We start from the raw sequence: 25,021 nt of genomic DNA, 5'->3' as shown, positions 1-25,021 counted from the left end.
GGCAGGGCTTTTTTTGTGCTACACTAATGAATGATTATACATAAGTGTCTGAAAAAAGATTTGGAGGGCGTACAAGCCATGCTTTCTTTCTTCATCTTATTATCACTCACTATGCTTTTTGTCTGTTTTATTGTTTTCACTGCGCTCTACTGCTTATCCCATCACAAAAAAGGCAGCCGCCGCCCGTTTCAAAAAGCGGCAGAAGACACGGTGGACACTCTGCTTATTCAGCCTCTGAGCTGGGCCGTGACCGCTGTCTACTTTATGACGCTTCTCATCATCGCTCCCCTTTATCACCTCAGACGCTACATGCAAACAAGGCGCTGACTCTTATTCAACAAACGCGTCACGAAGCAGACGGTAAGACTTTAGCTTGTCCGCAAATTGATTGGTGATCGTCACTGCCATAATTTCCTCTGTCCCATAAGCCTGGCTGAGGGCCAAAAGCTGTTCCTTCACCTGCTCTTTCGTGCCAACGATCATCCGGCTTCTGTTATCATCAATCCGTCTCTGCTCATAGGGCGAGTATGTATTCCCGCGGACCTTCTCATAAGAAGGCACGCCATCTAAAGGTATACCCTGCTCCCCTGCAAGCAGTGTAAAATCAAGCACCGCTGCAAGCTCTTCCGCTTTTTCCTCTGTATCGGCGCAAATGACGAAAATAGCGACTGCCGCTCGTGGCTCTTTTCCCAAGACAGATGGCTTGAACCTTCTTTTATACTGTCTGACGGTGTCTTCTCCGCCTTCTCCGTTGATAAAATGCGCAAACATGTATCCCGCTCCCGTTTCAGCAGCAAGCAGCGCGCTTTCTCCTGAGGAGCCAAGCAGCCACACATCCGGCGCAGTGGAAATATGAGGCGCCGCCGTCAGATTTGGAAAACGGTGATTGTCATCAGCTAAGTCATGCAAATACATTGTCAGCTCGCGAATTTGCTGGGGATACTGATCTGCATTGCGTTTTCCGCCATCATTCAGCGCCCATGAAGCAATCGGCATTCCGCCCGGCGCCCTGCCAAGTCCGAGATCTATTCTTCCAGGCGTAAGCCCCTCAAGCACACGGAAGTTTTCAGCAACTTTATAAGCACTGTAATGCGGCAGCATCACACCGCCTGACCCGACACGAATACGCTTCGTTCTGACCGCAATATGGCTGATCAAAACCTCCGGACTAGAGCCGGCCAGCCGTTTGGAAAAATGATGCTCAGAAACCCAAAATCTCTTATATCCAAGGTCATCCGCCGCTTGTGCAAGTTCGACAGTCTGCTGTAAAGCCGTTTCCGCCGACTGACCTTCTGATACAGGAGATTGATCTAATATACTTAATGATATCATTCCCTACCACCTCACCATCATCGTATCACTGCCCGGCCTTTTTTTCTCATAGGACGCTCACACTTTTACCTTTTAACATGGACATAATAAACTAAACATCATGCCATCAATAGGAGGAGCCGATCCAGGATAAAGAATCAACAGACCCCGCGCCAAAATCCCAGTGCCTCAAGAAATGACGGAAATTTGTTCAAAGGCGGCCTATTCGGAATCCTCTTTAGCGTCCCCCTGTGGATTGTCATTTATTTGTTCATCAAATATATGATGAACATGTCTTAATTTGTCGGAATATGTTACACGTGAAACACAAAAAACCTCCCCAGCTTTTTGGAGAGGTCTTATGGTTATTGTTTATTAAAGCCTTTGTCTTTCACATATTGATTTAAATACGTACGCGGTTTTTGCTTCATGAATTGAAGAATCTGATCCGACCACGTTTCAACCCGCTGGCCATTCGTTCTTTCCTTGTAATAATTCGAAATGGTTTGGTCATACTCATTCATGTTTTTACGGAAATTCTCCTCACTCGAATCATACACATTCTCATGATATACAGCTTGCTTCGGCAGCCTTGGCTTTTTCCCTGAAGTGTTTGCCGGGTGCCCGACAACAAGTCCAAATAGCGGAAGAACATGATCCGGTGTCTCTAACACCTTCGTTACTTTGTCCAGCTCATTTCGTATGCCGCCGATGTAACAAATGCCAAGCCCCATCGATTCTGCCGCAATGCTCATATTCTGAGCGGCAAGCGCTGCATCAATTATACTGACCATAAACATCTCCGTATTTTCCAGCAGCTCGGTGATGTCTTCCCCTTTTTGTTCAGCCAATGCTTTATGGCGGTACAAATCAGCACAAAAAACAAACAAATGCCCGTTATGTTCAACATACGGCTGATTGCCGGCGAGAACAGACAGCTCACGCTTCTTGTCTTGATCGGAAACCCCAATAATGGAGTAAGCCTGTACATAGCTGGACGTAGATGCCGCCTGTGCGCTTTCGACTAATGTATGAATCTCTTCTGAAGACAGAAGCTGATCGGTAAAAGACCGGATGGAACGGTGATTTAAAATGGTTTCAATTGTATTGTTCATCAAAAGAACCTCCTTCTCCTTTTATCATATCCGAAACAGAGCCATGCCAAAAGTGAAATGCTCCGCAAAAAAAGACAGCCTGCTGACGGCTGTCTTTACATTTACGAATTGAATAGATAACTCTTATATTTTGTAAGCTGAACACTGGCATTGTAGACGATGCCGAAACCGATCAATGTGGAAAGCGTAGAACTCCCTCCATAGCTGACAAATAACAGCGGAATTCCGGTAACAGGCATAATGCCGATATTCATTCCGATGTTTTGAAAGGTATGGATGACAATAAGAGCTGTAAACCCTACGCAAAAGAAAGAAGCAAAACGGTTAAAAGAACTTATTTTATCAATGAGAACGACAAGTCTATATATTAAAAAGAAATACATAATCACGACAATGGCACAGCCCAAAAAACCAAAACTCTCGCCCAAAATAGCGAAGATAAAATCGGTCTGTCCCTCTGGAACATAAACCTTTAGATTATGGACTCCGTTACCGGTAATACCGCCTGAGCCAATTGCCATTACTGCTTGATTAACCTGCCAATGGTTATCACTGTCAGTTTCAGTTGACGAACCAGAGTCAGCAACCCAAGACGTCACCCTATTGATTTGGTAATCCTGAATCCCTATTGACTTCGCAGCATCCGGAAAATTAATCATAACTAATAAAATGAGTGAAACTAAAATAACTCCGGATCCGCCAATAACAGAGATCAGTTTCCAGTTTACACCTGACATAAATACCATGACCAAAACAATAAACATACAGATTCCAGCAGTTCCTGCATCCTGCAGAAGAATTAGACCAATCGGAATAACAGCAACCCCTGCAATTTTCGCTAAAAGAATCATATCGTCCCTAAGAGTGCGTATACCTTTTGGATTAGCCTTAGAAATGACTGAAGCCAGCATCATCATTAACCCGATTTTCATAAATTCAGACGGCTGCAAGGTTACTGATCCAAATTGAAACCAGCTTTTTGCGCCGTTTTTTACTGGAGCAATGGATTCCGGGCTTATTCTTAATACAATAAGAGATAATATGCCTAATATATATATATATAAACTAAGCTTCTCTAACTGTTCTAAATCAAAATAAAGAAGTACACCAATCACAATTGCGCCCAGTACATAATAAACAATTTGTCTCGTCCAAGCATTGCTGCCATATTGTCCAAACTGACCAGCAGCATAAATGGCTACCACACTAATAATAAAAAACACACCAAATATAAAAATCAAATCCCCCTGGTAAAAGGGGTTTTGCTGTTTCTTGTATCGACTCATTCTATCCCGCCTTACATTTTCATCGGAAATCACTATTGTTTATTATACATGAACCTCCTTCAAGATAATACGAGAAGGTTGTTTCCTTTTTTGATTTTTGCCCATTCATTGACGGCTTTTTATGCTACACGAAATATGACGTGTAAGGAACAGAAATGTTTCGGCTACCACAAAAGTTTTCAAACGAAATAACCCCTTCGTTGTTGAAGGGGCGTTGGTTTAAAAAAAGTCCATTAGCAGCGGAGAGCGCGGACGGATCGCTGCATCCAGTTTTTCTATTTCAGAAAGCGGTCCTGACAATTGGCCGGTTTCATACAGGAATTGGGCAGAGCGGGCGCCAAGGAAAAAGCCGCTGAAGGCTGATATGCTGCAGTACAATGTGTTCTCCGGCGCTTTTTCCTCAACAATGGAGACACCTTGCGAATTCAAGCAAAAGAGCCGCTCATTCCAATCAGCCCAAGGGTCCTTTACCTGAAAGAAAAACGGTTCTTTGATCGCCTGTTTCGGATATTGCTGCAAAAAGCCCTCCACATCAACAATTCGTGCCATACTGTATGGATAAAGCTCCTGCTTGATTCGCGGTTCGGCTATTAAGAAATCAAGCTCACTATGGGGTTCTGCGGTTATGACGGCCTCATCGAGCATCGAATCGTGCTGACAAATAAAGTTCCACAGGCCTTTCTGTGCCTCCTGATTGAGAAAGATCATTTCATCCACAAGCATGATTCTTTTCTCCATTCTGTACACAAGATATCCACAAGGAACTTCATCTGCCGAGTGGTACACGGCAATAAACTGGTTTTTGGATATCTTCGTTAACCAATGCTCTCGTGAACGTTTTAGCAATCCATTATACCGCTTTCTGTACTCGCTGTAGATTCCTTCCGCCCTTAAAGCCCCATTTTCCCTGTCTAGTCTTTGAATTGTTCCTGGAGTCTCCTCAAGCTGATAAAGGTATTCTTTCTTTATTGTGAATACCTTTTGATAAAAGGAAAGCTCCCAGCCAAATTTTCTGTAAAAGGATATGAGGAACGGGTGCAGAAAGCTGATTGTTTGCTTCTGCTCTTTCATAATAGACAGCGATTTGATGATCAGCTCCTTTACCGCACCTTTTCTTCTTTTTTCAGGCCACGCGGCTACACCAGCGATTCCTCCCATCTTAAGCTCACTCTGTTCCAGCATCACGGTGAAAGGAATAATGTGGAGCTTTGCCGCCAGCTTGCCTTGTTCCTTCACTCCGATAATATGATGCTGATCTAATATCTTTTTATTCTTCTTCCGTTCCTCGTCTGAAAGCGGGTAATGGAATGCATACTCTGACATACGCAAGACTTCGTCTAAATCATCATCTGTTTCAAGCTTAACGACTCTGCTCATTTATATTCCTCCTGATTCACAAGTCTTCTCTGCCCTTATATTCGCCTAACTGTATACAAACTCCTATCCATCGAGCTTTTAAAAATAAGGCTATAGTTGCAACACAATCCGCACAAAACATGTATCAATTTCTGGAAAACATGGTATAATAAATGTAACAAAATGTTCAAAAAACGACCACAAAACAGACACAATTTCTTTCCTCTATTTCATTTTTGTAAACGCTATCACAAAATGAAAGGAGACGGGTAAAATGGACATGTTTTTTGCTTATTTACTGGTTGCTACCGCCACTCCTCTTTTTATTTGGCTTGATAACAAAAAAGTCGCACTCTCAGCTATTCCGCCAATCATTTTAATGTGGGTTTTCTTCTACTTTTACGCAACAGAAAGCCTTTCTCCACTCGGACACACTCTCATGATCGTACTGTTTGCTGTCAACGTCATTGTTGCCCATATTGCGGCCTTTCTCATTTACGGACTTCCATATCTCCGCAGAAAAAGAAGCAGCTGACTGCAGCAAAAAACCCTCTTCATGTGAAGAGGGTTTTTCTAATTCGTCTTTATTTATTGTGTCCGGAATGCTCTGAGTGTTCAGCGCCTCCAGGAGGATTTCCATCCATATGATCACCGTGGTGATAATGGGCAGCGAAAATCCATACAGATCCAAGCACAATAACGATTGCGCCGAAGAATCCGAACAACGTGTTTCCGACCTGAATCGTGCCGTTTTCGCTCTCTCTCATGTGCATAAACATGAGGAGCTGCAAGGCTGCCTGAATAAAGGCAAATCCGAAAATAATCCAAAGTTTTGCTGATGAGCTCAAGTCCGTATACACAGCAACCCAAAGGGCAAGCAGGGTCAGAACAATAGACAACGCAAAACCTACAATGTGCTTCCATGGAAAGTGATTGTGTTCATTAGTCGCCATCTTACAGACCCCCCAATCCCATGAGATAGACACCGGTAAAGATGAAGATCCATACAACATCTAAGAAGTGCCAGTATAAGCTTGAGATAAAGATTTTAGATGAAGTCTGCGGAGTAAGTCCGCGTTTCTTCAACTGAAGTAAAATTCCTGCAATCCAGAAAATACCGATCGTTACGTGAGTTCCGTGAGTTCCAAGCAGAACAAAGAATCCAGACCAGAACGCACTTGTACCGAGAGATGCTCCTTCATGTACATAGTGGACAAACTCATTGATCTCACAACCGACAAAGCCGGCGCCAAGAAGAAGTGTGATAATTGTCCAAATGACGACGCCTTTTAAGCTTCCGCGGCGCATTTCATGAACAGCGATCCCGCAGGTAAAGCTGCTGATAAGCAGCAAGAATGTCATAATCATTACCAGGTTAACTTCAAATAATTCTTCTGGCAAGACCCCTCCTGCTGTTCTGTTTTGAAGAACGAAGAAGGTTGCAAATAGTGTTGAGAACAACACAATTTCTGCCCCTAAAAAGATCCAAAACCCGAGGATATTCAGCCTGCCGGTTTCAGATTGGTATTCCATAGGCGCGTTAGAATTGCCGTGTTCTGCATGTTCCATAAGTCACGCCTCCTTTACTCGGAAATCTTTCTTTCCGTCTCTTTTATTTCGTCAACACTTACATAGTAGCCATTGTCATATTCGAATGAACGAAGAACCATACAGAGCAGAACTCCGATCAGGCCGATGATGCCCATCCAATACCATTCAAACACAAGTCCAAAACCGGCTATACCGAATGCAACCGACATAATAAACGGTCTGCCTGAGTTGCTAGGCATATGGATTTTCTTGAATTTGCTTTCCGGATGAATATCAACTTTGTCTTCTTTCATTTGTAAGAACGCATCCTGAGATTTGACTTCAGGAAGCACCGCAAAGTTGTAATGCGGCGGAATTGCAGATGAAGTCGCCCACTCAAGTGAACGTCCTCCGCCCCATGCATCTCCGCTGATCTCGCGAGAAGAGTAACGGAAACTGTAATAGATGTTATAGCAAAGGATTAAGAATCCGACACCCATCATGAAGGCACCCACAGTTGAGATAAAGTTCAATGTTGTCCAGCCGTCATTCGGTCCGTATGTGTAAATACGGCGAGGCATTCCTTGAAGCCCCAAGAAATATTGCGGGAAGAAACAAATATTGAACCCGATCATAAAGATCCAGAAGAACCATTTTCCGATTCTTTCGTTCAGCTTGTGGCCGAACATTTTCGGATACCAGAAAATAAATCCGGCAAAACATGCAAATACAGTACCAGCGATCAGCACATAGTGGAAGTGAGATACAAGGAAGTACGTATTATGGTACTGATAATCCGCTGCCGCCATCGCAAGCATAACCCCTGTAACCCCGCCGATAACGAAGTTCGGAATAAACGCAAGCGCCCACAGCATCGGCGTTGTAAAGCTGATCCGGCCTTTATACATCGTAAACAGCCAGTTGAATATTTTAACCCCGGTCGGAATCGAGATCGCCATTGTCGTTATCGAGAAGAATGAGTTAACAGACGCACTGTTCCCCATTGTGAAGAAATGGTGAGTCCATACTAGGAAACTCAATACGGAAATGGCAATAATGGAACCAACCATCGCTTTGTAACCAAATAATTGTTTTCTTGAAAACTGAGAAATAATCTCTGAGAAAATACCGAATGCCGGCAAAATAACAATGTATACTTCAGGATGTCCCCAAATCCAGAACAGGTTCGCCCAAAGCATCGGCATACCGCCAGCTTCCAGTGTGAAAAAGTGTGCCCCGAACAAACGGTCAAATGATAAAAGTGCTAATGCTACTGTAAGTACAGGGAAAGCAAACACGATAATAATCATTGTGATCAGCGTCGTCCAAGTGAACATCGGCATACGCATAAGCGTCATGCCTTTCGTGCGCATTTTCAGTATCGTTACCATGAAGTTGATACCCGTCATCAGCGTACCGATACCGGCAATCTGAAGTCCGAGCAGGTAGTAGTTCTCACCCGGCCCAGGGCTCATTTCATTACTTGCAAGCGGCATATAACTGGTCCAGCCTGCGTTCGGAGATCCTCCGATAACGAAAGAGATGTTGAATAGCATCGCTCCGACAAAGAATGTCCAGAAGCTTAGGTTGTTCAAATAAGGAAATGCTACGTCGCGCGCACCGATTTGAAGTGGTACAACAACGTTAATAAGTCCAATTAAGAACGGCATCGCCATGAAGATAATCATGATCGTACCGTGAGTCGTAAAAATTTCATTATAGTGGTTAGAGTCTAAAAAACTGTTATTAGGAAGCGCTAACTGGGCACGCATCATCAAGCCGTCGACCCCGCCCCGGAACAGCATAACCACCGCAGCGATAATGTACATGATTCCGAGTTTTTTATGGTCAACAGTCGTTATCCATTCAGACCAAAGCCACTTCCACTTTTTAAAGTAAGTGAGCACGAAAATAAGAGCGATGGTTGTAAGTCCGATGGACACTTGTGCGCCCAGGATTAATGGGTCACCTGTTACGAAAAATTCATCCCATTTGAATTTCATGCGAGCTTCCTCCTTTCTTGATCAATATCATTCTTCTGTATCTTTAGACGTTTTGAACTCATTTTTCTTTACGTTTTCAAACGGATCTGTTTTAGAGTGCGGTGAAACGGCTTGATAGCCCAGGCGTTTGCGTGCCTCCATCGCATACTCGGCATCCTGCCCGTGATCGACGTATTTTAGGTGTGTAGATGAGAACGTTAATTCATCAACATTCTCCGGAAGCATAAGTTCATCATACTTCTCTTTTGTCAGCTTAGGAGAATCGTTTTGAGTCTTTTTCACCCAGCTGTTAAAGTCTTTTTCAGTTACTGCTTTTACATCGAACTTCTGATCGGCAAAGTGTTCACCCGTGAAGTTCGCGTTACGGCCTTCGTAAGTTCCCACTTCGTCAGCCTGTAAGTATTGATCCATCAGCATTCCCGCCATCGCGTATTTTTGTCCTCCAAGCTGAGGTATCCATAGCGAAGCCATTGAATCTGCCGATGAAATTTTGAACAATACCGGACGGTCTACAGGGATATTTAAGTAGTTGACCGTTTCAATATCCTGTTCAGGGTAACTGAATACCCATTTCCAGTCTACCGAAGTAGCGTACACAACAAGAGGCTCTTTATCCTTTGTTGCTTCAGGAGCCTTTTCTAACGAATATATCGTCTGTACGGTAGGCACAGAAAGTGCGATAACGATTAAAATTGGGATCACTGTCCAGACTACTTCTAAAAACGTGTTGCCGTGCATATCCGGCTTGTAATTTCCGTTGTCTTTGTCTTTACGGTCGCGGTATTTTACTAAGATAATGGTAAAGAGTACGAATACGACCCCGACAATAAATAACATGAATCCGATTGATAACAGGATTAAATCGCTTTGCTGATCAGCGACAGGACCTTTCGGATCTAACACGGAAATATCGCTGCATCCTCCAAGGACAAAAACTGCAGCCAACATCGCAAATAAAAGTATCGGTTTAAATGCTCTGAACAAGAAGATCACCATCCTTCCTATTGATATAATAAAGCTGAAATGCATGCTTCCTCAAAATCTTTTCTCTACCTTAGTTATGCTATCAAAATCTTCTCTTATTAGCTTTATTTTTTTCTAAAGTTCATCCTTTTTTCGAGTAAATGTCATAAATTCGACATAAATTGCTCCTACTATTTTCACACTTATCACTTAACATAAGAAGTTTTTAGATATTTCAGCATATAGGTACAGAAAGATGATGAAAAACTAATTCTGTCAAATAAAGGTTTACCACAATAAAAAACTTTGGTCAATCATAAATTTCATTTTGTTAATCTTTTCGCCTTGGAAATATTTTTCCCACTGTTTGAATAAATTCGCACGTTTACCATTTTAGCGTAAGATATTCTGAAAGAAAAGGTCGAAAACAGTCGGGATATGCTGTCAGCAGTACAGATTTCGCCCAGCATATTCAAATGTTTAGTATAGACAAACTTGAGGAAGGATATAGGTAAATAAAAAAATAGGAAGTGTTAATGATGAGTATTATTGTTTCTTTAATTGTTGCTATTATTATCGGTTGGCTCGGAAGCCTATTTGTAAAAGGCAGTATGCCCGGCGGAATTATCGGGTCTATGATCGCTGGGCTTATCGGTGCCTGGATCGGACACGGCCTGCTTGGCACATGGGGTCCCAGCCTTGCCGGCTTCGCCATCATTCCTGCGGTGATCGGCGCAGCGATTGTTGTTTTCCTTGTCAGCTTATTAGCCAGACGCAGAGGGTAATAAATGAAAAGCCAGATCATGACAAATGATCTGGCTTTTGTGTTGCTTTGAAAAGACAACAAGTGAAGCAGACTTTCTCATCGGGAATGCCTGCCGAATCAGCATGAAAAAGCCTCGATCCTATGGATTGAGGCTTTTTTCAGGTACAACTCCAATGCAGCTGATAAATCGTTTAAATGCTTTTTTCCCTTCAGGAGTCTGCTTAAATACTCCGGCGTGTTCCAAAATGCTCGCAAACACATTGCCCAGCTCTTCTTTTATGATTTGTTCCGCATTTTCATTGGTTATCGTTCGCTTTTCAAGGAGCTCCAATGACCAGTCAAGGTGTTTTACGATTAACGGATTGTTTTTTATCGCCGTTTCAGGATCGGCAGAACACAATGCTGCCGCCGTTTCTTTCATTTCTTGTTCTAAACGTCCCGGTAATATGGCAAGGCCCATCACTTCGATCAATCCGATATTTTCTTTTTTTATATGATGAACTTCCTGGTGGGGGTGAAAAATACCAAGCGGATGCTCTGCGTTTGTGCGGTTATTTCTCAGCACGATATCCAGCTCATACAGCTCCCCTCTTCGTCTTGCGATCGGTGTGACTGTGTTGTGCGGCGTGTCGTCTGTATAGGCTATAATGTCCGCCGTTTCATCAGAATAGCCTCGCCAAGCATCCAAAATGCTGTCAGCCGCTTTAGCGATCATGGCCGGATCACTGCTCTGAAGCCGCAGCACAGACATCGGCCATTTCACGATGCCCATTGTGACGCCGGGATGATTTTGCAGGGTGTACACTTCCTCCATTTCAGCTTGCGCCATCGGAAAATCATGGGCCCCGCCCTGAAAGTGGTCGTGGCTTAAAATACTGCCGCCGACTATCGGCAGATCGGCATTTGAACCGATAAAATAGTGCGGAAATTGGCTGATAAACGAAAGCAGCCTTTCAAATGTTTTCTTGCTGATCTGCATCGGTTCATGTTTATCCTTTAATACAATGCAATGCTCTTGATAATAGACATATGGCGAAAATTGCAAATACCACTGTTCATCACCGAGTATGACAGGAATGATTCTGTGGTTTTGACGGGCGGCTTGGTTTAAACTGCCTTGAAACCCGACATTTTCTTTACAAAGAACACATGGCGGATATTGGGATTGCTTCTGTTCTTTTGCTGCTGCAATCGCTTTTGGGTCCTTTTCGGGTTTTGATAAATTGATTGTCAGCTCCAGCTCGCCATACGTTGATGAAACCAGCCAATGGAGATTGTTGGCGACTCTGTCAGATCGAATATAGTATACGTCCTCAGAAAATTGATAAAATTCTTTGGTGGCCTGTTCAGGCCCGTTCAATAGCTTCGTTTCTTCAAATTGGCGGATTACTGCAGAAGGAGGGGGAACAAAGCAGCCCATGAGCTTGGCGCTCAGGAGATCGCGGTAAGTGTCAGTATTGTTTTCAATGCGCCCGTTTTCCGCCGCCCAATCATAAATGGGAGAAAGCAGTTCAGGAAGGCTCTGCGGCGCCTGTTTTTTGTTTTTATTATGTACAAGTTCAGCGTTCTGTATTTCCAGCGCTTCAAACAGACGGTTTCTCGTATAATCAACATCCAAGATCGAGATCAGTTTCTTTCGCAGACCATATTGTATGAGTTCCTCAATCTGTTCAAAAATCGTCATGATCAATCCCCCTTCAGTTCTCTCGCGCCTTCCCCTATGTCCGCGACGTAAAAATCAGCTTTAATTCCTGTTCTTTCTTTGTAGGCAGCTCCCGCTTTTTCAATAAAGTCTTCAACCGCCTGGTCCTTCACGATACTGATCGTACAGCCGCCAAATCCTGCTCCCGTCATTCTTGAGCCGATAACTCCTTCATGGGACCATGCCACATACGCCAATTCATCAAGTTCGGGGCTTGTGACTTCATAATCGTTTTTCAGAGAAAGATGGGATTCTTTCATTAATGACCCAATTTCATCAAGTTTGTTTTTCTTGAACATCTCAGCGGTTTTGATCGTACGGTCATTTTCATAGACCGCGTGCTTTGCCCTGCGCCTGTTCGTTTCATTTTGGATGAGATGGGCATACGAATCAAAATCAGAGGGGCTGAGCTCCCCCAATGATGCAATCTCCAGTTCTGTCTTGAGGTCTCGGAGTGCTTCTTGGCATTCCTGCCGTCTCGCATTATAGCTTGATCCCGCAAGTGATCTTTTTTTGTTCGTATTGGCGATGACTAAAGAAAGTCCTGAAACATCAAGCTTGCTATATTCATAGGACAGCGTGTCACAATTAAGGAGCATGGCGTGGCCTTTCTTTCCCATCCCGATTGCAAACTGATCCATAATCCCGCAGTTTACTCCGATAAACGTGTTTTCTGCATGCTGAGCCATTTTCACCAAATGAAGCGCATTCAACTCAGGATGAAAATAGGTTTGAAGCACAACAGCCATCAGCAGTTCAATAGAAGCAGAAGAAGAAAGCCCGGCACCGTTTGGAATATTTCCCGAAAAAGCAATATCAAAGCCATTGGGAATTGCATATCCTCTTTGCTGAAATTCAAAAATAACGCCTTTTGGATAATTAGCCCAATCGTCATCTTTGTTATAGCGGAGGTCATCAAGCTTGAATTCTTTTACGCCTGTTTCCTTAAAATTCTCCGAAAACATCCGAACCAGCCGGTCCTTTCTTTGAGAAACAGCAGCAAATGTACCGATTGTCAGAGCGCATGGAAATACGTGCCCGCCATTATAGTCAGTATGCTCTCCGATGATGTTCACTCTTCCCGGTGCGAAAAAAAACCTTAATCCGTCTTGCTTACCGAATACACTTGCAAACGTCCCCTTAACCTCTTCCCGCATGTGCATCACCTTTCATGACTTTTATTGTTTATTTCCCGGAAAATCCCCTGTGAAACCGATAAGCTGCTGCTTTGGCTTTACACACCCTCTTCTGTCGTTTTTTTAAACACCAGCCATTTGCTTGCAATATAATTCACTACGACAATCACAACGTTATCCAGTATTTTGGCTAACGTTTCATTTGTGTGAAACTGGCTGACAAGTAAAATCATCATTCCTAAATCAATCCCGAGAGACAGCAAACGCACGCTAAAAAACGCCGTAAGCTCCCTCATGAGGCTCCGCATGTCGCTTGTTTTTTGCTGAAACACATAAATCTTATTCGTTATATAAGCGAAAAGAACAGACAAAATCCATGCGATTACCGTCGCGGTTTTGTAATCCCTATCAAGAATCTCTACCAGGATATAAAAGCTCGAGATATTCACCGCGGTTGTAAAAATGCCCATAATGATGTACATGATCATCTCTCTGTACTGCTTCATATGTTCCTCGCTTTCTTGAAATCTTTTCTATTTAGCATATCATTTTGCCTTAAAATCTGACTAGCATAATGGGGTTTTATCATCTGAATTCTTATCTGCTTTTAAAAAGACGGAAAGTGCATCAAATAAACTGCGAAATGTCACAGAAGTCCCTAACACGTTTGATTGCTTGACAATTCCGTCGATCGCGGCACACATTAGTTTAGCCGTATATTCTGTATCAATACTGTCTTCAATGAGGTTTCTCTCTTTCAGCCATTGAATATAAAAGATATTTTCTTCTATCCAAAGTTCGTACAGCATGTAATAGGCTTTGTATTCCTGCAGCACTTTATAAGTGGGCATGTTTAACGCAAATGATGCAATGTCCCAAGATGGTTTGCTGTTGAGGTGGCAGAACAGCAATTCAGCCGCTCTGCCGGCTGCATCCTGCAAAGTCAAAGGCCGCGCTGATATCTTTTCAATTTCATTAAGATAATCAGTAATGATCCTTTTCCTTATCTTCCGACGGTCTAAGAGATGCTTTAAGAAGTCTTCTTTTCCTTCAAAATGAACATAAAATGCTCCCTTACTAAACCCCGCCGCTTTGCTGATTTCCTCTATAGAAACCGCGTCATATGCTTTATCAATTAATAAAGTAAGGCCTGCGTCAAGAAAACGCTCAAACGTTTCTTCTCTCTTTATCTGAAATTTGTTTTTTTTCATTTTTTACTCCAGCCGTTTGATCATAACCTTATCTTACACCGGATAATTCTTTAGCGGTATTTTTTTCTCGGACAGAAGATGATATTCGGATATTGAGGGTAAATGTTAATAGGGAATATGATTTATTTTAATTTACATACTACCCAGTCAGTATTTAATTGTTTATTATTAGGATTAAGGATCTTTTATGTTTTTTGGTTATTTTAGTCAGTTTTTTAGGGATTAGGTAGGTGAATTTCCCTTCTGTTTGCGATAGCAGGACAGCAATGTGTGAAATTTGTTGCACAGAAGCTAAATCGGCGCGCCGGCTTGGTCTCTATCTTATTGCACAAATGTTGCGGGAAAACATTTTATTCAATTGGAGGGTCTTATGAAAACTCATGTAGAGAAGGATTTAGACAAAGATTGGCATAGGTTAATTCAAGAAGCCAGAACCATGGGTTTACGCATTGATGATGTCAGACAATTTTTAGAATCTGAAAAAGTGGTGAAGAAGAACTCGGCACTGCACACATACATCCGCCACGACTAACGTTAAAAGGCGGATCTTTTATCCATGATCTAATATATGATTTCTACTCTATTAGCCGATCTGAGTTTTCACATAAGCCCTTCCTTCGGCAAGGTTCTGATTCATCTATGAATGAACCGGCTTGATGGACAAGCATTGGTTATTCTCGGAGCAGCTCCCCATAATATCTTTAATAGACGCCCCGCTTGTTTGTGTACCTCCGTCAGGCTGACAGCCGGTATACGATCACCTCTTGGCACATATCATGAGCAATAACTGCCATTTAAGAGGTGATACCCAAATGAATTCAGATTTCCTTCCCTTTTATGACCAAAAGAAAAAGGACTATTACGAGGGGCTCAACCCCTATCTGCTGAAAAAAATAAACGGCCATTGGAAGACGGTGCTGGATGTCGGTTGCGGCACGGGAAATTTAGGTGAAGCACTGCAAGATCAAGGCATTACGGTTTATGGTATTGAGGCATTTCCCGATGCAGCCCAACAAGCGGAGAACAAGCTGGCACATGTCTTATGCGGAGATATTGAAAGACTGGCGCTTCCTTATGAGCCGGAGCAATTTGACTGCATTTTATTCGGCGATGTTTTGGAGCACCTTGTCAATCCGTGGTCAGTGCTGGAAAATCTTCGCCCTCACTTAAAAAAAGATGGCACTGTGCTTGCCTGTGTGCCGAATGTCGGGCACATCTCTGTAGTGTTGGAACTGTTGGCGGGAAAATGGACGTATACAAAAGCCGGCTTGATGGATCAAACTCATTTACGCTTTTTCACGCTTCATGAGCTTTACGCTTTATTTACGGAGAGCGGCTATACCATCAAATCAATTGAAACGATTCGCGTTGATCACCCTTCTTATCACAATGCAGTTGAGGCATTGCACCGGGTGTGCGTTCAGCTCGGCATTCGGCAAGATTTTTTGACTGAGGCGGCTGCTTACCAATATGTCATTGAAGCCGGGAGAAAAGAAGAATGAACCAATCGTCTGTCTTATTTGTTGTCTGCGTAAACGATGAGGCGCTTTACAGCCAATGCATCCGCCATATTCTGCATCTTGCCGTGCCTCCTTCATTCTCCTATGATATTCTGCCTGTACGCGGTTCAACTAGTATGGCATCCTCTTATAATCTCGCTTTGGATCATCCTTCCAAATACAAAGTTTACCTGCATCAAGATACATTTATTATTCATCGGAATTTCCTCAATGATGTGCTCCAGCTTTTTCAACAAAATAAAGAGCTGGGGCTGCTTGGTGTGGCCGGATGTGAGACAATGCCTCCAAACGGAATATGGTGGGAAAGTGAGCGGAAGGCCGGAAAAGTGATTGAGTATAGAGCGGGCTGCTTTTCTACTCTGCAATTCGAAAGCAGCGGCAGCGAAAACCATTCGTTTACGCCGGCTGAGGCTGTTGACGGTTTATTAATCGCTACCCAATATGATCTAAAATGGCGGGATGACCTGTTTGAGGGATTTCATTTTTACGACTCCTCCCAATCCATTGAGTTTCAAAAACATGGTTATCAAATCGGCATTGCCCGGCAGGAAGAACCTTGGTGCCTTCATTATTGCGGCGATTCATTTAACGCAGAAGCGTATGAAAAAGACAGAAAGATATTTGTCAGGCATTATATCACAAACAGTCCTCGCTAGCAGACTGTTGATTTTTTGTTTTTCGGCGGTGATATTGACGAATAAATCAAACTTTCAGCTCATACCTATTGATGTACCTTTGTCCTTGCTTCATCCCCATTAAAAGGAGGAAAGCCATGTCTGACCGGGAAATCAATTACAAGCAAATTGCTGAATCGCCGTCTTTTCAAACCTTTTTAAAACAGAAACGCGCATTTATTGTACCCGTTACGATCTTCTTTTTTGTATTTTACTTTTTTCTGCCTGTCTTAACGTCTTATTTTACTTTTTTGAACAAACCGGCAATAGGGGCTGTATCTTGGGCTTGGCTGTTTGCCATGGCTCAGTTTGTCATGACCTGGACGCTCAGCACATTGTATTCCAGAAAGGCAGCTCAGTTCGATCGTTTTGCAAGCGCATTACAATCAGAGCTGAAAGGTGAAAAATCATGAATCCGACCGCTTTTATTTTGTTTTTGCTGATTGTAGGGCTGACGCTTCTCATTACGTATTTTGCCGCGAAGCAGACGAAAACGACAAGTGAGTTTTATACCGCGGGCGGCGGGCTGTCCGGTGTTCAAAATGGACTGGCGATTGCCGGAGATTATATGTCGGCTGCGTCTTTTCTCGGTATTGCCGGAATGATTGCGCTGAATGGCTTTGATGGATTTTTTTACAGCATCGGGTTTCTTGTCGCTTATCTCGTCGTACTATATATTGTCGCCGAGCCGCTTCGAAACCTCGGCAAATACACGATGGCCGATATGATCGCAGCGCGGTTTAAAGAGAAAAAAATCCGCGGTGTTTCCGCTCTCAATACGATTGCGATCTCTACATTTTATATGATCGCCCAGCTGGTGGGAGCGGGCGCGCTGATCAAGCTGCTGCTTGGAATTGATTATACGGTCGCTGTACTGATTGTCGGAGTGCTCATGACCATTTACGTCGTGTTTGGCGGGATGATTGCCACAAGCTGGGTGCAAATTATTAAAGCCGTTTTGCTCATGGCCGGAACACTTGTCATTTCGATCATCGTTTTTTCTAAATTCGGCTTTAATCTCAATACAATGTTTGAACAAATGAAGACCGCCACACCGCTCGGCGCCGATTTTTTAAATCCCGGCAACAAGTATAAAGTGCCGCTTGAGACATTGTCTTTAAATTTGGCACTCGTTTTGGGAACAGCTGGGCTGCCCCATATTTTGATACGGTTTTATACCGTCAAGGATGCAAAAACCGCACGTACGTCTGTGGTATCGGCAACATGGATCATTGGCATTTTTTACATCATGACAGTCTTTCTCGGGTTTGGGTCGTCCGCTTTTGTCGGATTTGACGCCATTACAGCGGCGGATCAAGCCGGGAACATGGCCGCTCCGCTTCTCGCCAAGGCGCTTGGAGGAGACTTTTTGTTTGCGTTTGTCTCAGCGATCGCCTTCGCCACCATTCTGGCGGTGGTAACAGGGCTTGTGCTGTCTGCGGCCTCAGCCTTCGCCCACGATATTTACAGCCAAATTATCAGAAAAGGGAACGCGACTGAGAAAGAGCAGATGAAAGCGGCCAGATGGGCTTCTGTAGCCGTGTCTGTTCTCTCTATCATTCTTGCGATTTTCGCACAGTCGCTGAATGTCGCATTTCTTGTCGCCCTGGCTTTTGCGGTCGCCGCAAGCGCGAATCTGCCGCTGATTGTGTTCACTGTCTTCTGGAAACGTTTCAACGCGGCAGGCGCTTTATGGGGAAGCCTTACAGGACTTTTGAGTGCGCTCATCCTTGTATCAATGAGTCCGAGTGTATGGGACCCGGCGGGAGGAGCGATTTTTATCGGCGACCCTCTGATTCCGCTTTCTAATCCGGGAATCATCTCCATTCCGCTCGGCTTCCTCGGTGCGTGGCTCGGAACGTTGCTTTCGTCTAAAAACAAGACAGATGAAGATACGTTTGCAGAAATTCAGGTGAAGGCCCACACCGGAATTCATATGGATTAGAAATAGCAAAAGCTCTCTAAACGGTTGTTTAGAGAGCTTTTTTCCATAGGACAGCCTTAGCTCATTTTATTGGATTCTTGCTCAATTATTTTTTCAAACATTTCTTTACTTGCGGCGCCTGGAATTTTTTCGTCCCCAATAATAAAGGTGGGGACAGCTGTGATATCAGCTTCTTCGTAAGCGTGCTGAAGGGCTTTTTGTTGTGTGCCCTGATATGTTCTCGATTCGAGTGCGGCTTTGAACCGTTCGCCGTCTAACCCGACTTCCTCAGCAAGCTTCGTGAGGACTTCAATGTCTCCGATATTTTGTTCTTCCTGAAAAAATGCGGTAAACACTCTTGTGTTATATTCATGCCCTTTATTGTGTTCCTTAGCAAAGTGGAACCCTTCAAATGCCAAATCTGTGTATGGATGCGGTGATACATTCGGGAACTTGATGTCTACTCCCAGCTTTTGCGCCATCGGTTCAATAGACGTTTTCCACATCTGCTGCTTGGCAGGATCATTCACCGGGTCTAATTGAGGGGCCGGGCTTGGACGCAGTTCAAACGGGAGCCACTCCACTTCGACATCCTTTCCTTTGATGGCTTCTTCAAAGGAAGCCTTCCCTACATAACAGAATGGGCATACATAATCTGAATATACTTTAATGTGTACAGTCATGGTTGTCTCCTTTCAATTCATATCTATCATAAACTGTAACCGAAAAAGTTACAACTAGTTTTTTAAAAAAAGAAGCTAAAGAAACTTCCTTTTTTTCAGGTGGTTTTTATGGCATGCAAAAAAGGGCTGCTTGTAAGGCGGCAGCCCTCAGATTTCAACAATCAGCTCGTCCTTTATAACTTTGCTTAGCTGGTAGGCTTCTGCTTTTGAATCACTTGATAAAAATGCCGCGCGGACTCTTCTGGATCTTGGGCCATACTGATGGCGCTGATCATGCTCACACCATCTGCGCCCGCCTCAATGACAGGAGCGGCGTTTTCTAACGTGATGCCCCCAATGCCGACTATCGGGATGCTGATTCCTTGCCGCCGAACCGCTTCAATCAGAGAAACGCCCTGCACTGCTTTTGTATCTTTTTTCGTTTCTGTCGGGTATATCGGTCCCATACCGACATAGTCTGCGCCGTCTGCCTCGGCCTGCTTGACCTCAGACATCGTATGGGCGGAAACGCCAAGAATCATATCGCCTATGGCGGCCCTGACCTCTTTTGCATCTGCGTCATCCTGCCCGATATGAACGCCGTCTGCCTTGAGTTTTACCGCTAGTTCGACATCATCGTTTACGATAAACGGGACACCTGCTTTTCGGCAGGCGGACTGCATTTTTTCAGCAAATGCAAGCTGATCGGCGCCGATTAGAGCGTTACTGCCTTTTTCCCGAAATTGAAACAGAGTGACCCCGCCTTTTAAAGCTTTTTGCACAACTGACAGCGGTTCGGCCTCTGTATTATTTGATCCCATAATGAAGTAAACCGATAATAAATCCTTCATCATTTCCCGAGAAATACGTGTCATCAGTCTGTCACCCTTTCTATTGATGCAAGCTCAATGATCTCTTTTTCTGAAAGTGAATAAAGCTGGTTCAGCAGCTCAATCTGGAAGCTTCCCGGCCCTTGGTGTGATGTATGCCTTGCAGCCAGCTCGGCCGCGGCGCCATATGAGGCAATGGCCGATACCGCTGCCTTCAATGTATCTTTTTCCACCGCGCAAAAAGCGCCGATGATCGAAGTGAGCAGACAGCCTGCACCTGTCACTTTCGTTAACAGCCTGTGGCCGTTACGAACGGTATACACGTTTGAAGTGTCTGCGATCGTGTCTATTTCACCGGTAATGGCGATAACTGCATTCAGCTCTTGGGCCGCTGTTTTGGCCAGCTCAATCGTGTCGCCTCCGCTTTCTCCGGCGTCTACGCCTTTTATCATCCAATTCTCAACACCGACGGTATTTGCAATTTCGGCTGCATTCCCCCTAATGGCGGAAAGGCGGACCTCACTGATGATGTCGCGGGCAGATTTGGTGCGAAACGGCGTGGCTCCCGCTCCGACGGGATCAAGAATAACCGGCACGCCATGTTCGTTCGCTGACTTCCCTGCAAGTATCATCGCTTCCACCGATTCCTTACTGAGCGTCCCAATATTTAAGACGAGAGCTCCAGCGATTTTCGCCATGTCTGCCGCCTCTTCTTTAGCGTAGGCCATAACGGGAGACGCGCCCAGAGCGAGCAGGCCGTTGGCGGTGAAATTCGTAACGACATTGTTGGTTATGCTGTGGACAAGCGGGCTTGTTTGCTTAACAGTTACTAAGTGTTTTGCTGCTGTTTGTGCATCCAATTTACATCATCCTTTTCTCTCTTTTTTAGGGCCCCATAAATATGATTTCGTGTGCTCAAGCCAAGCTCTCGCCGCAAAGGGCAAATAGCGGTCCTTTCTCCAGATAATCGCGAGGTGCCAAGGAATGACCGGATCAACTAGCGGTATTACTTTCACCTTCTCAGGATCAAGGCCCCGGCAGATTCGTTCCGGCAGCAGTCCAATACCAAGATTAGCGGACACCATTTCGCTGATAAAGTCCCATTGTGATGTTTCATAAATGATATGGGGACGGAAACCGGCCTTTATACATTCCATCATAATTCGGTTATGAAGGACAAAATCCTCCCTAAAGAAGATGAAGTGCTCATCCTTCAGATCGCTTAAACTGCTTTCTTCCTCAGACGCCAAGCGGTGAGTCGGATGAACGACAAGCATCAAGGTTTCCTTTACAATGGTAAAGGAATGGAACGTATCCTCGTTTGCGGGAAGGACCACGACCCCAATATCGAGAGAGCCGTCCCCTACCCCTTCCTGCACTTTAATTGATCCGTCCTCGACAAGCTGAAAGGTCACGTTAGGATAATTCACACGAAAATCGCCGAGTACTCTCGGAAAGAACCCTGATCCGATCATCGGCGGCAAACCAATGCGCACATGCCCCTTCTTGACCTCCATAATATCATTAAGCTCTGACGTTAAGTTTTGAAATGATTTAATGATTTCTTGAGCTTGTACATACATACTTTGGCCTGCATCAGTCATTTCAACCTGTCTGCCATTCCGGTAGAAAAGTTCGATTCCAAGCTCCGCTTCAAGATTCTTAATCATTTTTGAAATGGTCGGCTGGGATACGTATAATGACTGCGAAGCCTTCGTAAAGCTCTTTAACCGTGCAACTTCTAAGAAATATGTCAGATGGCGGATATCCATTTGCTTCAGTCCTTTCTATAGACAAAAGGAATAGTTAGTATTCAACATATGTATTTTACCTATAGTATAGCCTCGTGTATACTCATTATATAAAGGGAGGCATCAATATGAAAAAAATGTTGCTTACCGTTATTCAAATCGCTCTGTTATTTATATTTGCGCGCCTGATGAACTTGCTGACAGCGGTTCTGCATATAAATATTCCCGGCAGTATAATCGGGATTGTGATTCTTTTCACATTACTTCATTTTAAAATCATCAAACTTGAATGGATAGAGCTTGGTGCAGTGTGGCTTCTTGGGGAGCTGCTTTTATTTTTTATCCCCTCTGCCGTCGGAGTGATTGAATACGGAGACATCATGTCAAAATTCGGTGTAAGTATTTTGCTTGTTGTGGTGATCAGCACGTTTGTCGTGATGGTGTCTACAGGAACGCTTACACAGCTTATCGCAAAAAGAAAGGAGAGAAAAAATACGTGTTCATCGGAATTATAAGTTTGTTTTTAACGGTTTTGGTGTATATGGGGGCGAAAAAGGTATATGCCCGCCATCCGAAAGTTTATACATCACCGTTGTTAGTGACGCCCGCTGTTTTAGTCGGATTGCTGCTGCTTGTGAATGTCCCGTACGAGACATATAATCTTGGCGGTGAAATGCTGACCGATATGCTTCAGCCGGCAACTGTCGCGTTCGCTATTCCGCTTTATAAATATTTCCCGATTTTAAAAAAATACGCCGTTGAAATCATTTTGAACGTGGCAGTCGGTTCTTGCATCGCCATTATTTCAACAGCTCTTATTGCAAAATGGCTTCACCTCGGCACAGGCTTAATTGACAGTCTTGTCCCGAGATCAGTGACAACGCCGATTGCGATGAACGTTTCGGAAATGATCGGCGGAATGCCCGCGGTAACCGCTGTGTTTGTCATTTTGACAGCCTTGTTGGGAACCATCATCGGCCCGATGGTCATCCGCTATTTCCGCATCGACAATGAAATCGCAAGAGGCGTTTTGCTTGGCACAAGCGCACATGGAGCCGGAACGTCTAAAGCTTTTGAATTAAGCTCCGTGTCAGGTACCATTTCCAGCGTATCAATGATTCTCGCGGCGATTATGACGCTTTGCGCTGCGCCGTTTTTGCTTTCATTTATGTAGAAAAACGACTGTCCGCTTATAATGGGACAGTCATTTTTTTAGCTTTCCGTCATGTGCTTCGCTATTTTTCATCATTATCTTTATAAGCATTGATATACTATAATGAATACGAAGAAAAAAAGCGCAATGCAGCGCAGAAGAACGGATGTGTCTAATGAACGGCCAGCAGCGAAGCAATATCTCCAAAGGCTTGGAGGTTGATATCGTCCTAAAAGCAGACCAAAGAACCGGAAAGCTGACAAGGGGCGTAGTGAAAGACATATTGACGAAATCAAGCTTTCACCCGCATGGGATTAAAGTTCGGCTTGAAGATGGCAGTGTCGGCCGCGTCCAGCATATTATTTCAACCTAAAAAAAGCTGCTCTTGAACTGAGCAGCTTTTTTATCGTTATTTTTTTTGAAGAAAGACAACCTTTAAATAATTTCCTTCTTTAAACGCTGGAATCGTTTTGAAGTCCTCAGGCAGTGTATACTCTTCCAAAATGGTATAGCGTTCATTTGTTTCTTTGAACGCGGCGTCGATAAAGCCTTTAAATTTCTTCATTCCGAAGGCGCTGCTGTTCGTGGATGCCACAATTACGCCCTTATCCGCCGTGATCGCTATCGTTTCTTTCAGAAGATTTTTGTAATCCTTAGCCGCGCTGAATGTATGCTTTTTTGTACGGGCAAAGGAAGGCGGATCGAGAATAATCAGATCAAAGCGCAGTTGTTTTTTTGCCGCATAGGAGAAATATTTAAAGACGTCCATTACTTTAATGTCTTGGGCCTCATAATCAAGTTTGTTCACACTGAATTGCTCAATCGTTTTCGCCAAACTGCGGTTGGCGACATCAACGCTTGTTGTTTTGTCCGCTCCGCCAAGCGCCGCCGCGACTGAAAATGCTCCTGTATAAGAGAACGTGTTTAAAACGGTCTTCCCGTCTGCATAGCGGTCTCTGATCGCCTTTCGCACATGCCTCTGGTCTAAAAAGATGCCGGTCATGGCGCCATCGTTTAAATCGACCGCAAATTGAATGCCGTTTTCCTTCACTATAATTGGAAACTCGCCTTTTTCGCCTTTGACAAAGTCATCATCCTCGACATATTGTCCTGCCGTATCGAAGCGTTTTTTCTCGTAAATTGCCTTATAATCAATATCCAGCTCATCCAAAGCGGCAATCAGCATTTGTTTAAAAGTATAAATGCCTTGGCTGTACCATTGAAGCAGCAAGTATCCGTCATAATAGTCAATGGTGACACCGCCGACCCCGTCGCCTTCGCCATTGAAGATGCGAAAAGCCGTCGTATCAGCTGCAGCAAAGAGATGGTCCCTTTCCTGTACAGCCTTTGTTAATTTGCGCAGAAAAAAAGCCCGATCGGTTTGTTCCTCTTTATTGCGGGACAGCACCCAGCCGACTCCCTTATTTTGCAGGCCGTAATAGCCCCGTGCGAGAAACTCGCCGCTTTCCGTTACGATATCAACAAGATCGCCTTCTTTTACGTGCGCCGCGCTGCCGGCGAGGGCTTCTTTTTCAATGAGCGGATAGCCTTTTTTTATTTTTGCAGCGAATGCTTTTTTTAGAGTGAGTAGCTTCATATATATGTCCTTCCTCTTTCTGTTTGCTTTTTCTTATCGTACCACAAAACCTCAAGATGTCTGCATTGACAGAAAGGAAAGGTTTTTCTACGATAGATAAAAAGAGTTACTCAGGAGGATCATCATGGCGACAAAAAGAATTGACCACACGGGCATCATGGTAAAGGACATCAATACATCCATTTCTTTTTATGAAGAAGTACTCGGCATGAAATTGAAGGATCGTATCACCCACACAAACGGTGTAATTGAACTTGCCTTTCTTGGATTTCAAGATGGCCCGGAAACAGAAATCGAGTTGATCCAAGGTTATAGCAGCGAGCTTCCATCTGAAGGAAAGGTGCATCATATCGCCTTATTAACGGATGACATCGCAGCCGAATTTACAAAAGCGCAGAGAATGGAAGCCACATTCATTGATGAAGAGATTACTACACTTCCAAACGGATACCGTTATTTTTATATCGAAGGGCCCGACCGCGAGTGGATTGAGTTTTTCCAAAGATAAAGAAAAGACAGACAAAGCAAGTG

The 25,021-nt window shown here is 44.0% G+C and carries 29 protein-coding genes; 12 read left to right on the top strand and 17 right to left on the bottom strand.

Annotation, left to right across the window (positions count from 1 at the left end):
- The first annotated feature begins 78 nt into the window (after positions 1-78).
- Positions 79-327 carry a hypothetical protein gene (locus AXI57_RS01460; RefSeq protein WP_003326421.1) on the top strand — a complete coding sequence of 83 codons (249 nt, stop codon included), beginning with the start codon at positions 79-81 and terminating at the stop codon, positions 325-327.
- A gap of 3 nt (positions 328-330) precedes the next feature.
- Here the strand turns inward: AXI57_RS01460 and AXI57_RS01455 are convergent, their stop codons facing one another.
- From AXI57_RS01455 to AXI57_RS01440, 4 genes are all read right to left on the bottom strand, one after another.
- Positions 331-1,332: an LLM class flavin-dependent oxidoreductase gene (locus tag AXI57_RS01455; RefSeq protein ID WP_061669038.1), complete on the bottom strand. Its 1,002-nt coding sequence runs from the start codon at positions 1,330-1,332 to the stop codon at positions 331-333.
- 344 nt (positions 1,333-1,676) lie between these two features.
- Complete coding sequence (nfsA, locus tag AXI57_RS01450) at positions 1,677-2,426, bottom strand: oxygen-insensitive NADPH nitroreductase (RefSeq protein ID WP_003326417.1); 750 nt, start codon at positions 2,424-2,426, stop codon at positions 1,677-1,679.
- Between the two features lie 101 nt (positions 2,427-2,527).
- On the bottom strand, positions 2,528-3,712 hold the full coding sequence (locus AXI57_RS01445; RefSeq protein WP_010790296.1) for an FtsW/RodA/SpoVE family cell cycle protein: 1,185 nt from the start codon (positions 3,710-3,712) through the stop codon (positions 2,528-2,530).
- A gap of 219 nt (positions 3,713-3,931) precedes the next feature.
- A complete protein-coding gene (locus tag AXI57_RS01440) occupies positions 3,932-5,089 on the bottom strand; it encodes a GNAT family N-acetyltransferase (protein WP_061669037.1) in 1,158 nt (385 codons plus the stop codon).
- A gap of 253 nt (positions 5,090-5,342) precedes the next feature.
- On the opposite strand from AXI57_RS01440, the gene ywcE reads away from it, so the two are divergent.
- A complete protein-coding gene (gene ywcE, locus AXI57_RS01435) occupies positions 5,343-5,603 on the top strand; it encodes a spore morphogenesis/germination protein YwcE (protein WP_061669036.1) in 261 nt (86 codons plus the stop codon).
- Positions 5,604-5,652: 49 nt separating this feature from the next.
- On the opposite strand, the gene qoxD is transcribed toward ywcE, so the two are convergent.
- The 4 genes from qoxD to qoxA are packed head-to-tail and all read right to left on the bottom strand — an operon-like array spanning position 5,653 to position 9,594.
- The gene (gene qoxD / locus AXI57_RS01430; RefSeq protein ID WP_010790299.1) at positions 5,653-6,021 is read right to left on the bottom strand and encodes a cytochrome aa3 quinol oxidase subunit IV; all 369 of its coding nucleotides are present in this window, start codon (positions 6,019-6,021) and stop codon (positions 5,653-5,655) included.
- Position 6,022: 1 nt separating this feature from the next.
- Positions 6,023-6,637 (bottom strand): cytochrome aa3 quinol oxidase subunit III, encoded by a 615-nt coding sequence (gene qoxC, locus AXI57_RS01425; RefSeq protein ID WP_003326411.1) that lies wholly within the window; start codon positions 6,635-6,637, stop codon positions 6,023-6,025.
- 14 nt (positions 6,638-6,651) lie between these two features.
- The gene (gene qoxB, locus AXI57_RS01420) at positions 6,652-8,601 is read right to left on the bottom strand and encodes a cytochrome aa3 quinol oxidase subunit I (RefSeq protein ID WP_010790300.1); all 1,950 of its coding nucleotides are present in this window, start codon (positions 8,599-8,601) and stop codon (positions 6,652-6,654) included.
- 27 nt (positions 8,602-8,628) lie between these two features.
- On the bottom strand, positions 8,629-9,594 hold the full coding sequence (qoxA, locus tag AXI57_RS01415) for a cytochrome aa3 quinol oxidase subunit II (protein WP_141292155.1): 966 nt from the start codon (positions 9,592-9,594) through the stop codon (positions 8,629-8,631).
- 509 nt (positions 9,595-10,103) lie between these two features.
- Here qoxA and AXI57_RS01410 point away from each other — a divergent pair.
- Positions 10,104-10,349 (top strand): GlsB/YeaQ/YmgE family stress response membrane protein, encoded by a 246-nt coding sequence (locus AXI57_RS01410; RefSeq protein ID WP_003326408.1) that lies wholly within the window; start codon positions 10,104-10,106, stop codon positions 10,347-10,349.
- Between the two features lie 120 nt (positions 10,350-10,469).
- Here the strand turns inward: AXI57_RS01410 and galT are convergent, their stop codons facing one another.
- From galT to AXI57_RS01390, 4 genes are all read right to left on the bottom strand, one after another.
- Complete coding sequence (galT, locus tag AXI57_RS01405) at positions 10,470-12,014, bottom strand: UDP-glucose--hexose-1-phosphate uridylyltransferase (protein ID WP_061669034.1); 1,545 nt, start codon at positions 12,012-12,014, stop codon at positions 10,470-10,472.
- Positions 12,015-12,016: 2 nt separating this feature from the next.
- Complete coding sequence (locus AXI57_RS01400; RefSeq protein ID WP_061669033.1) at positions 12,017-13,189, bottom strand: galactokinase; 1,173 nt, start codon at positions 13,187-13,189, stop codon at positions 12,017-12,019.
- A gap of 77 nt (positions 13,190-13,266) precedes the next feature.
- Positions 13,267-13,650 (bottom strand): GtrA family protein, encoded by a 384-nt coding sequence (locus AXI57_RS01395; protein ID WP_061669417.1) that lies wholly within the window; start codon positions 13,648-13,650, stop codon positions 13,267-13,269.
- An 84-nt stretch (positions 13,651-13,734) separates the two neighbouring features.
- Positions 13,735-14,379, bottom strand: coding sequence for a TetR/AcrR family transcriptional regulator (locus tag AXI57_RS01390; protein WP_003326404.1), 645 nt, complete (start codon positions 14,377-14,379; stop codon positions 13,735-13,737).
- A gap of 370 nt (positions 14,380-14,749) precedes the next feature.
- Between AXI57_RS01390 and AXI57_RS01385 the strand changes: the two genes are divergently transcribed.
- The 5 genes from AXI57_RS01385 (at position 14,750) to AXI57_RS01365 (ending at position 18,518) form a co-directional block, all read left to right on the top strand.
- Positions 14,750-14,911 carry an anti-repressor SinI family protein gene (locus tag AXI57_RS01385; RefSeq protein ID WP_003326403.1) on the top strand — a complete coding sequence of 54 codons (162 nt, stop codon included), beginning with the start codon at positions 14,750-14,752 and terminating at the stop codon, positions 14,909-14,911.
- A 280-nt stretch (positions 14,912-15,191) separates the two neighbouring features.
- Positions 15,192-15,881 carry a class I SAM-dependent methyltransferase gene (locus AXI57_RS01380; RefSeq protein WP_061669032.1) on the top strand — a complete coding sequence of 230 codons (690 nt, stop codon included), beginning with the start codon at positions 15,192-15,194 and terminating at the stop codon, positions 15,879-15,881.
- On the top strand, positions 15,878-16,555 hold the full coding sequence (locus tag AXI57_RS01375) for a glycosyltransferase family protein (protein ID WP_061669031.1): 678 nt from the start codon (positions 15,878-15,880) through the stop codon (positions 16,553-16,555). The genes AXI57_RS01380 and AXI57_RS01375 overlap by 4 nt, the downstream gene beginning before the upstream one ends.
- Positions 16,556-16,671: 116 nt before the next feature.
- Positions 16,672-16,986 (top strand): DUF485 domain-containing protein, encoded by a 315-nt coding sequence (locus AXI57_RS01370; protein WP_061669030.1) that lies wholly within the window; start codon positions 16,672-16,674, stop codon positions 16,984-16,986.
- Positions 16,983-18,518: a solute symporter family protein gene (locus AXI57_RS01365; RefSeq protein ID WP_061669029.1), complete on the top strand. Its 1,536-nt coding sequence runs from the start codon at positions 16,983-16,985 to the stop codon at positions 18,516-18,518. The genes AXI57_RS01370 and AXI57_RS01365 overlap by 4 nt, the downstream gene beginning before the upstream one ends.
- Positions 18,519-18,574: 56 nt before the next feature.
- Here the strand turns inward: AXI57_RS01365 and AXI57_RS01360 are convergent, their stop codons facing one another.
- From AXI57_RS01360 to cidR, 4 genes are all read right to left on the bottom strand, one after another.
- Positions 18,575-19,180, bottom strand: a complete 606-nt coding sequence (locus AXI57_RS01360; protein WP_003326397.1) for a DsbA family oxidoreductase — start codon at positions 19,178-19,180, stop codon at positions 18,575-18,577.
- 185 nt (positions 19,181-19,365) lie between these two features.
- A complete protein-coding gene (gene thiE / locus AXI57_RS01355) occupies positions 19,366-20,034 on the bottom strand; it encodes a thiamine phosphate synthase (protein ID WP_010790313.1) in 669 nt (222 codons plus the stop codon).
- A complete protein-coding gene (gene thiM, locus AXI57_RS01350; RefSeq protein ID WP_061669028.1) occupies positions 20,034-20,849 on the bottom strand; it encodes a hydroxyethylthiazole kinase in 816 nt (271 codons plus the stop codon). The genes thiE and thiM overlap by 1 nt, the downstream gene beginning before the upstream one ends.
- A gap of 6 nt (positions 20,850-20,855) precedes the next feature.
- Positions 20,856-21,761, bottom strand: coding sequence for a cidABC operon transcriptional activator CidR (gene cidR, locus AXI57_RS01345; protein ID WP_003326392.1), 906 nt, complete (start codon positions 21,759-21,761; stop codon positions 20,856-20,858).
- Between the two features lie 107 nt (positions 21,762-21,868).
- On the opposite strand from cidR, the gene AXI57_RS01340 reads away from it, so the two are divergent.
- The 3 genes from AXI57_RS01340 (at position 21,869) to AXI57_RS01330 (ending at position 23,266) form a co-directional block, all read left to right on the top strand.
- Entirely contained in the window at positions 21,869-22,255 is a 387-nt protein-coding gene (locus AXI57_RS01340; RefSeq protein WP_003326391.1) for a CidA/LrgA family holin-like protein, read from the top strand.
- Positions 22,237-22,914 carry a CidB/LrgB family autolysis modulator gene (locus tag AXI57_RS01335; protein ID WP_010790316.1) on the top strand — a complete coding sequence of 226 codons (678 nt, stop codon included), beginning with the start codon at positions 22,237-22,239 and terminating at the stop codon, positions 22,912-22,914. The genes AXI57_RS01340 and AXI57_RS01335 overlap by 19 nt, the downstream gene beginning before the upstream one ends.
- A 154-nt stretch (positions 22,915-23,068) precedes the next feature.
- Positions 23,069-23,266: a YwbE family protein gene (locus AXI57_RS01330; RefSeq protein WP_003326383.1), complete on the top strand. Its 198-nt coding sequence runs from the start codon at positions 23,069-23,071 to the stop codon at positions 23,264-23,266.
- A gap of 36 nt (positions 23,267-23,302) precedes the next feature.
- Here AXI57_RS01330 and AXI57_RS01325 read toward each other — a convergent pair whose 3' ends face one another.
- Complete coding sequence (locus tag AXI57_RS01325; RefSeq protein WP_061669027.1) at positions 23,303-24,490, bottom strand: class I SAM-dependent rRNA methyltransferase; 1,188 nt, start codon at positions 24,488-24,490, stop codon at positions 23,303-23,305.
- A 124-nt stretch (positions 24,491-24,614) separates the two neighbouring features.
- On the opposite strand from AXI57_RS01325, the gene AXI57_RS01320 reads away from it, so the two are divergent.
- Positions 24,615-24,998 carry a VOC family protein gene (locus AXI57_RS01320; protein WP_003326381.1) on the top strand — a complete coding sequence of 128 codons (384 nt, stop codon included), beginning with the start codon at positions 24,615-24,617 and terminating at the stop codon, positions 24,996-24,998.
- The last annotated feature ends 23 nt before the right edge of the window (positions 24,999-25,021 follow it).

This window comes from Bacillus atrophaeus, from assembly GCF_001584335.1.
Taxonomy (GTDB): domain Bacteria; phylum Bacillota; class Bacilli; order Bacillales; family Bacillaceae; genus Bacillus; species Bacillus atrophaeus.
The sequence above is the reverse complement of the archived record's forward strand: the minus strand, read 5'-3'. Positions and strand labels throughout refer to the sequence as shown.

Excerpts from the sequence above, each read along its gene's own strand:
- galT (WP_061669034.1), bottom strand. The coding sequence starts at position 12,014 with ATGACGATTTTTGAACAGATTGAGGAACTCATACAATATGGTCTGCGA.
- thiE (WP_010790313.1), bottom strand. The coding sequence starts at position 20,034 with ATGACACGTATTTCTCGGGAAATGATGAAGGATTTATTATCGGTTTAC.
- AXI57_RS01365 (WP_061669029.1), top strand. The coding sequence starts at position 16,983 with ATGAATCCGACCGCTTTTATTTTGTTTTTGCTGATTGTAGGGCTGACG.
- qoxC (WP_003326411.1), bottom strand. The coding sequence starts at position 6,637 with ATGGAACATGCAGAACACGGCAATTCTAACGCGCCTATGGAATACCAA.
- AXI57_RS01370 (WP_061669030.1), top strand. The coding sequence starts at position 16,672 with ATGTCTGACCGGGAAATCAATTACAAGCAAATTGCTGAATCGCCGTCT.
- AXI57_RS01395 (WP_061669417.1), bottom strand. The coding sequence starts at position 13,650 with ATGTACATCATTATGGGCATTTTTACAACCGCGGTGAATATCTCGAGC.
- AXI57_RS01360 (WP_003326397.1), bottom strand. The coding sequence starts at position 19,180 with ATGACTGTACACATTAAAGTATATTCAGATTATGTATGCCCATTCTGT.
- AXI57_RS01460 (WP_003326421.1), top strand. The coding sequence starts at position 79 with ATGCTTTCTTTCTTCATCTTATTATCACTCACTATGCTTTTTGTCTGT.
- AXI57_RS01340 (WP_003326391.1), top strand. The coding sequence starts at position 21,869 with ATGAAAAAAATGTTGCTTACCGTTATTCAAATCGCTCTGTTATTTATA.
- AXI57_RS01440 (WP_061669037.1), bottom strand. The coding sequence starts at position 5,089 with ATGAGCAGAGTCGTTAAGCTTGAAACAGATGATGATTTAGACGAAGTC.
- AXI57_RS01410 (WP_003326408.1), top strand. The coding sequence starts at position 10,104 with ATGAGTATTATTGTTTCTTTAATTGTTGCTATTATTATCGGTTGGCTC.
- AXI57_RS01390 (WP_003326404.1), bottom strand. The coding sequence starts at position 14,379 with ATGAAAAAAAACAAATTTCAGATAAAGAGAGAAGAAACGTTTGAGCGT.
- AXI57_RS01325 (WP_061669027.1), bottom strand. The coding sequence starts at position 24,490 with ATGAAGCTACTCACTCTAAAAAAAGCATTCGCTGCAAAAATAAAAAAA.
- AXI57_RS01400 (WP_061669033.1), bottom strand. The coding sequence starts at position 13,189 with ATGCGGGAAGAGGTTAAGGGGACGTTTGCAAGTGTATTCGGTAAGCAA.
- AXI57_RS01445 (WP_010790296.1), bottom strand. The coding sequence starts at position 3,712 with ATGAGTCGATACAAGAAACAGCAAAACCCCTTTTACCAGGGGGATTTG.
- AXI57_RS01375 (WP_061669031.1), top strand. The coding sequence starts at position 15,878 with ATGAACCAATCGTCTGTCTTATTTGTTGTCTGCGTAAACGATGAGGCG.
- AXI57_RS01385 (WP_003326403.1), top strand. The coding sequence starts at position 14,750 with ATGAAAACTCATGTAGAGAAGGATTTAGACAAAGATTGGCATAGGTTA.
- AXI57_RS01330 (WP_003326383.1), top strand. The coding sequence starts at position 23,069 with ATGAACGGCCAGCAGCGAAGCAATATCTCCAAAGGCTTGGAGGTTGAT.
- AXI57_RS01455 (WP_061669038.1), bottom strand. The coding sequence starts at position 1,332 with ATGATATCATTAAGTATATTAGATCAATCTCCTGTATCAGAAGGTCAG.
- qoxB (WP_010790300.1), bottom strand. The coding sequence starts at position 8,601 with ATGAAATTCAAATGGGATGAATTTTTCGTAACAGGTGACCCATTAATC.
- AXI57_RS01320 (WP_003326381.1), top strand. The coding sequence starts at position 24,615 with ATGGCGACAAAAAGAATTGACCACACGGGCATCATGGTAAAGGACATC.
- cidR (WP_003326392.1), bottom strand. The coding sequence starts at position 21,761 with ATGGATATCCGCCATCTGACATATTTCTTAGAAGTTGCACGGTTAAAG.
- ywcE (WP_061669036.1), top strand. The coding sequence starts at position 5,343 with ATGGACATGTTTTTTGCTTATTTACTGGTTGCTACCGCCACTCCTCTT.
- nfsA (WP_003326417.1), bottom strand. The coding sequence starts at position 2,426 with ATGAACAATACAATTGAAACCATTTTAAATCACCGTTCCATCCGGTCT.
- AXI57_RS01380 (WP_061669032.1), top strand. The coding sequence starts at position 15,192 with ATGAATTCAGATTTCCTTCCCTTTTATGACCAAAAGAAAAAGGACTAT.
- qoxD (WP_010790299.1), bottom strand. The coding sequence starts at position 6,021 with ATGGCGACTAATGAACACAATCACTTTCCATGGAAGCACATTGTAGGT.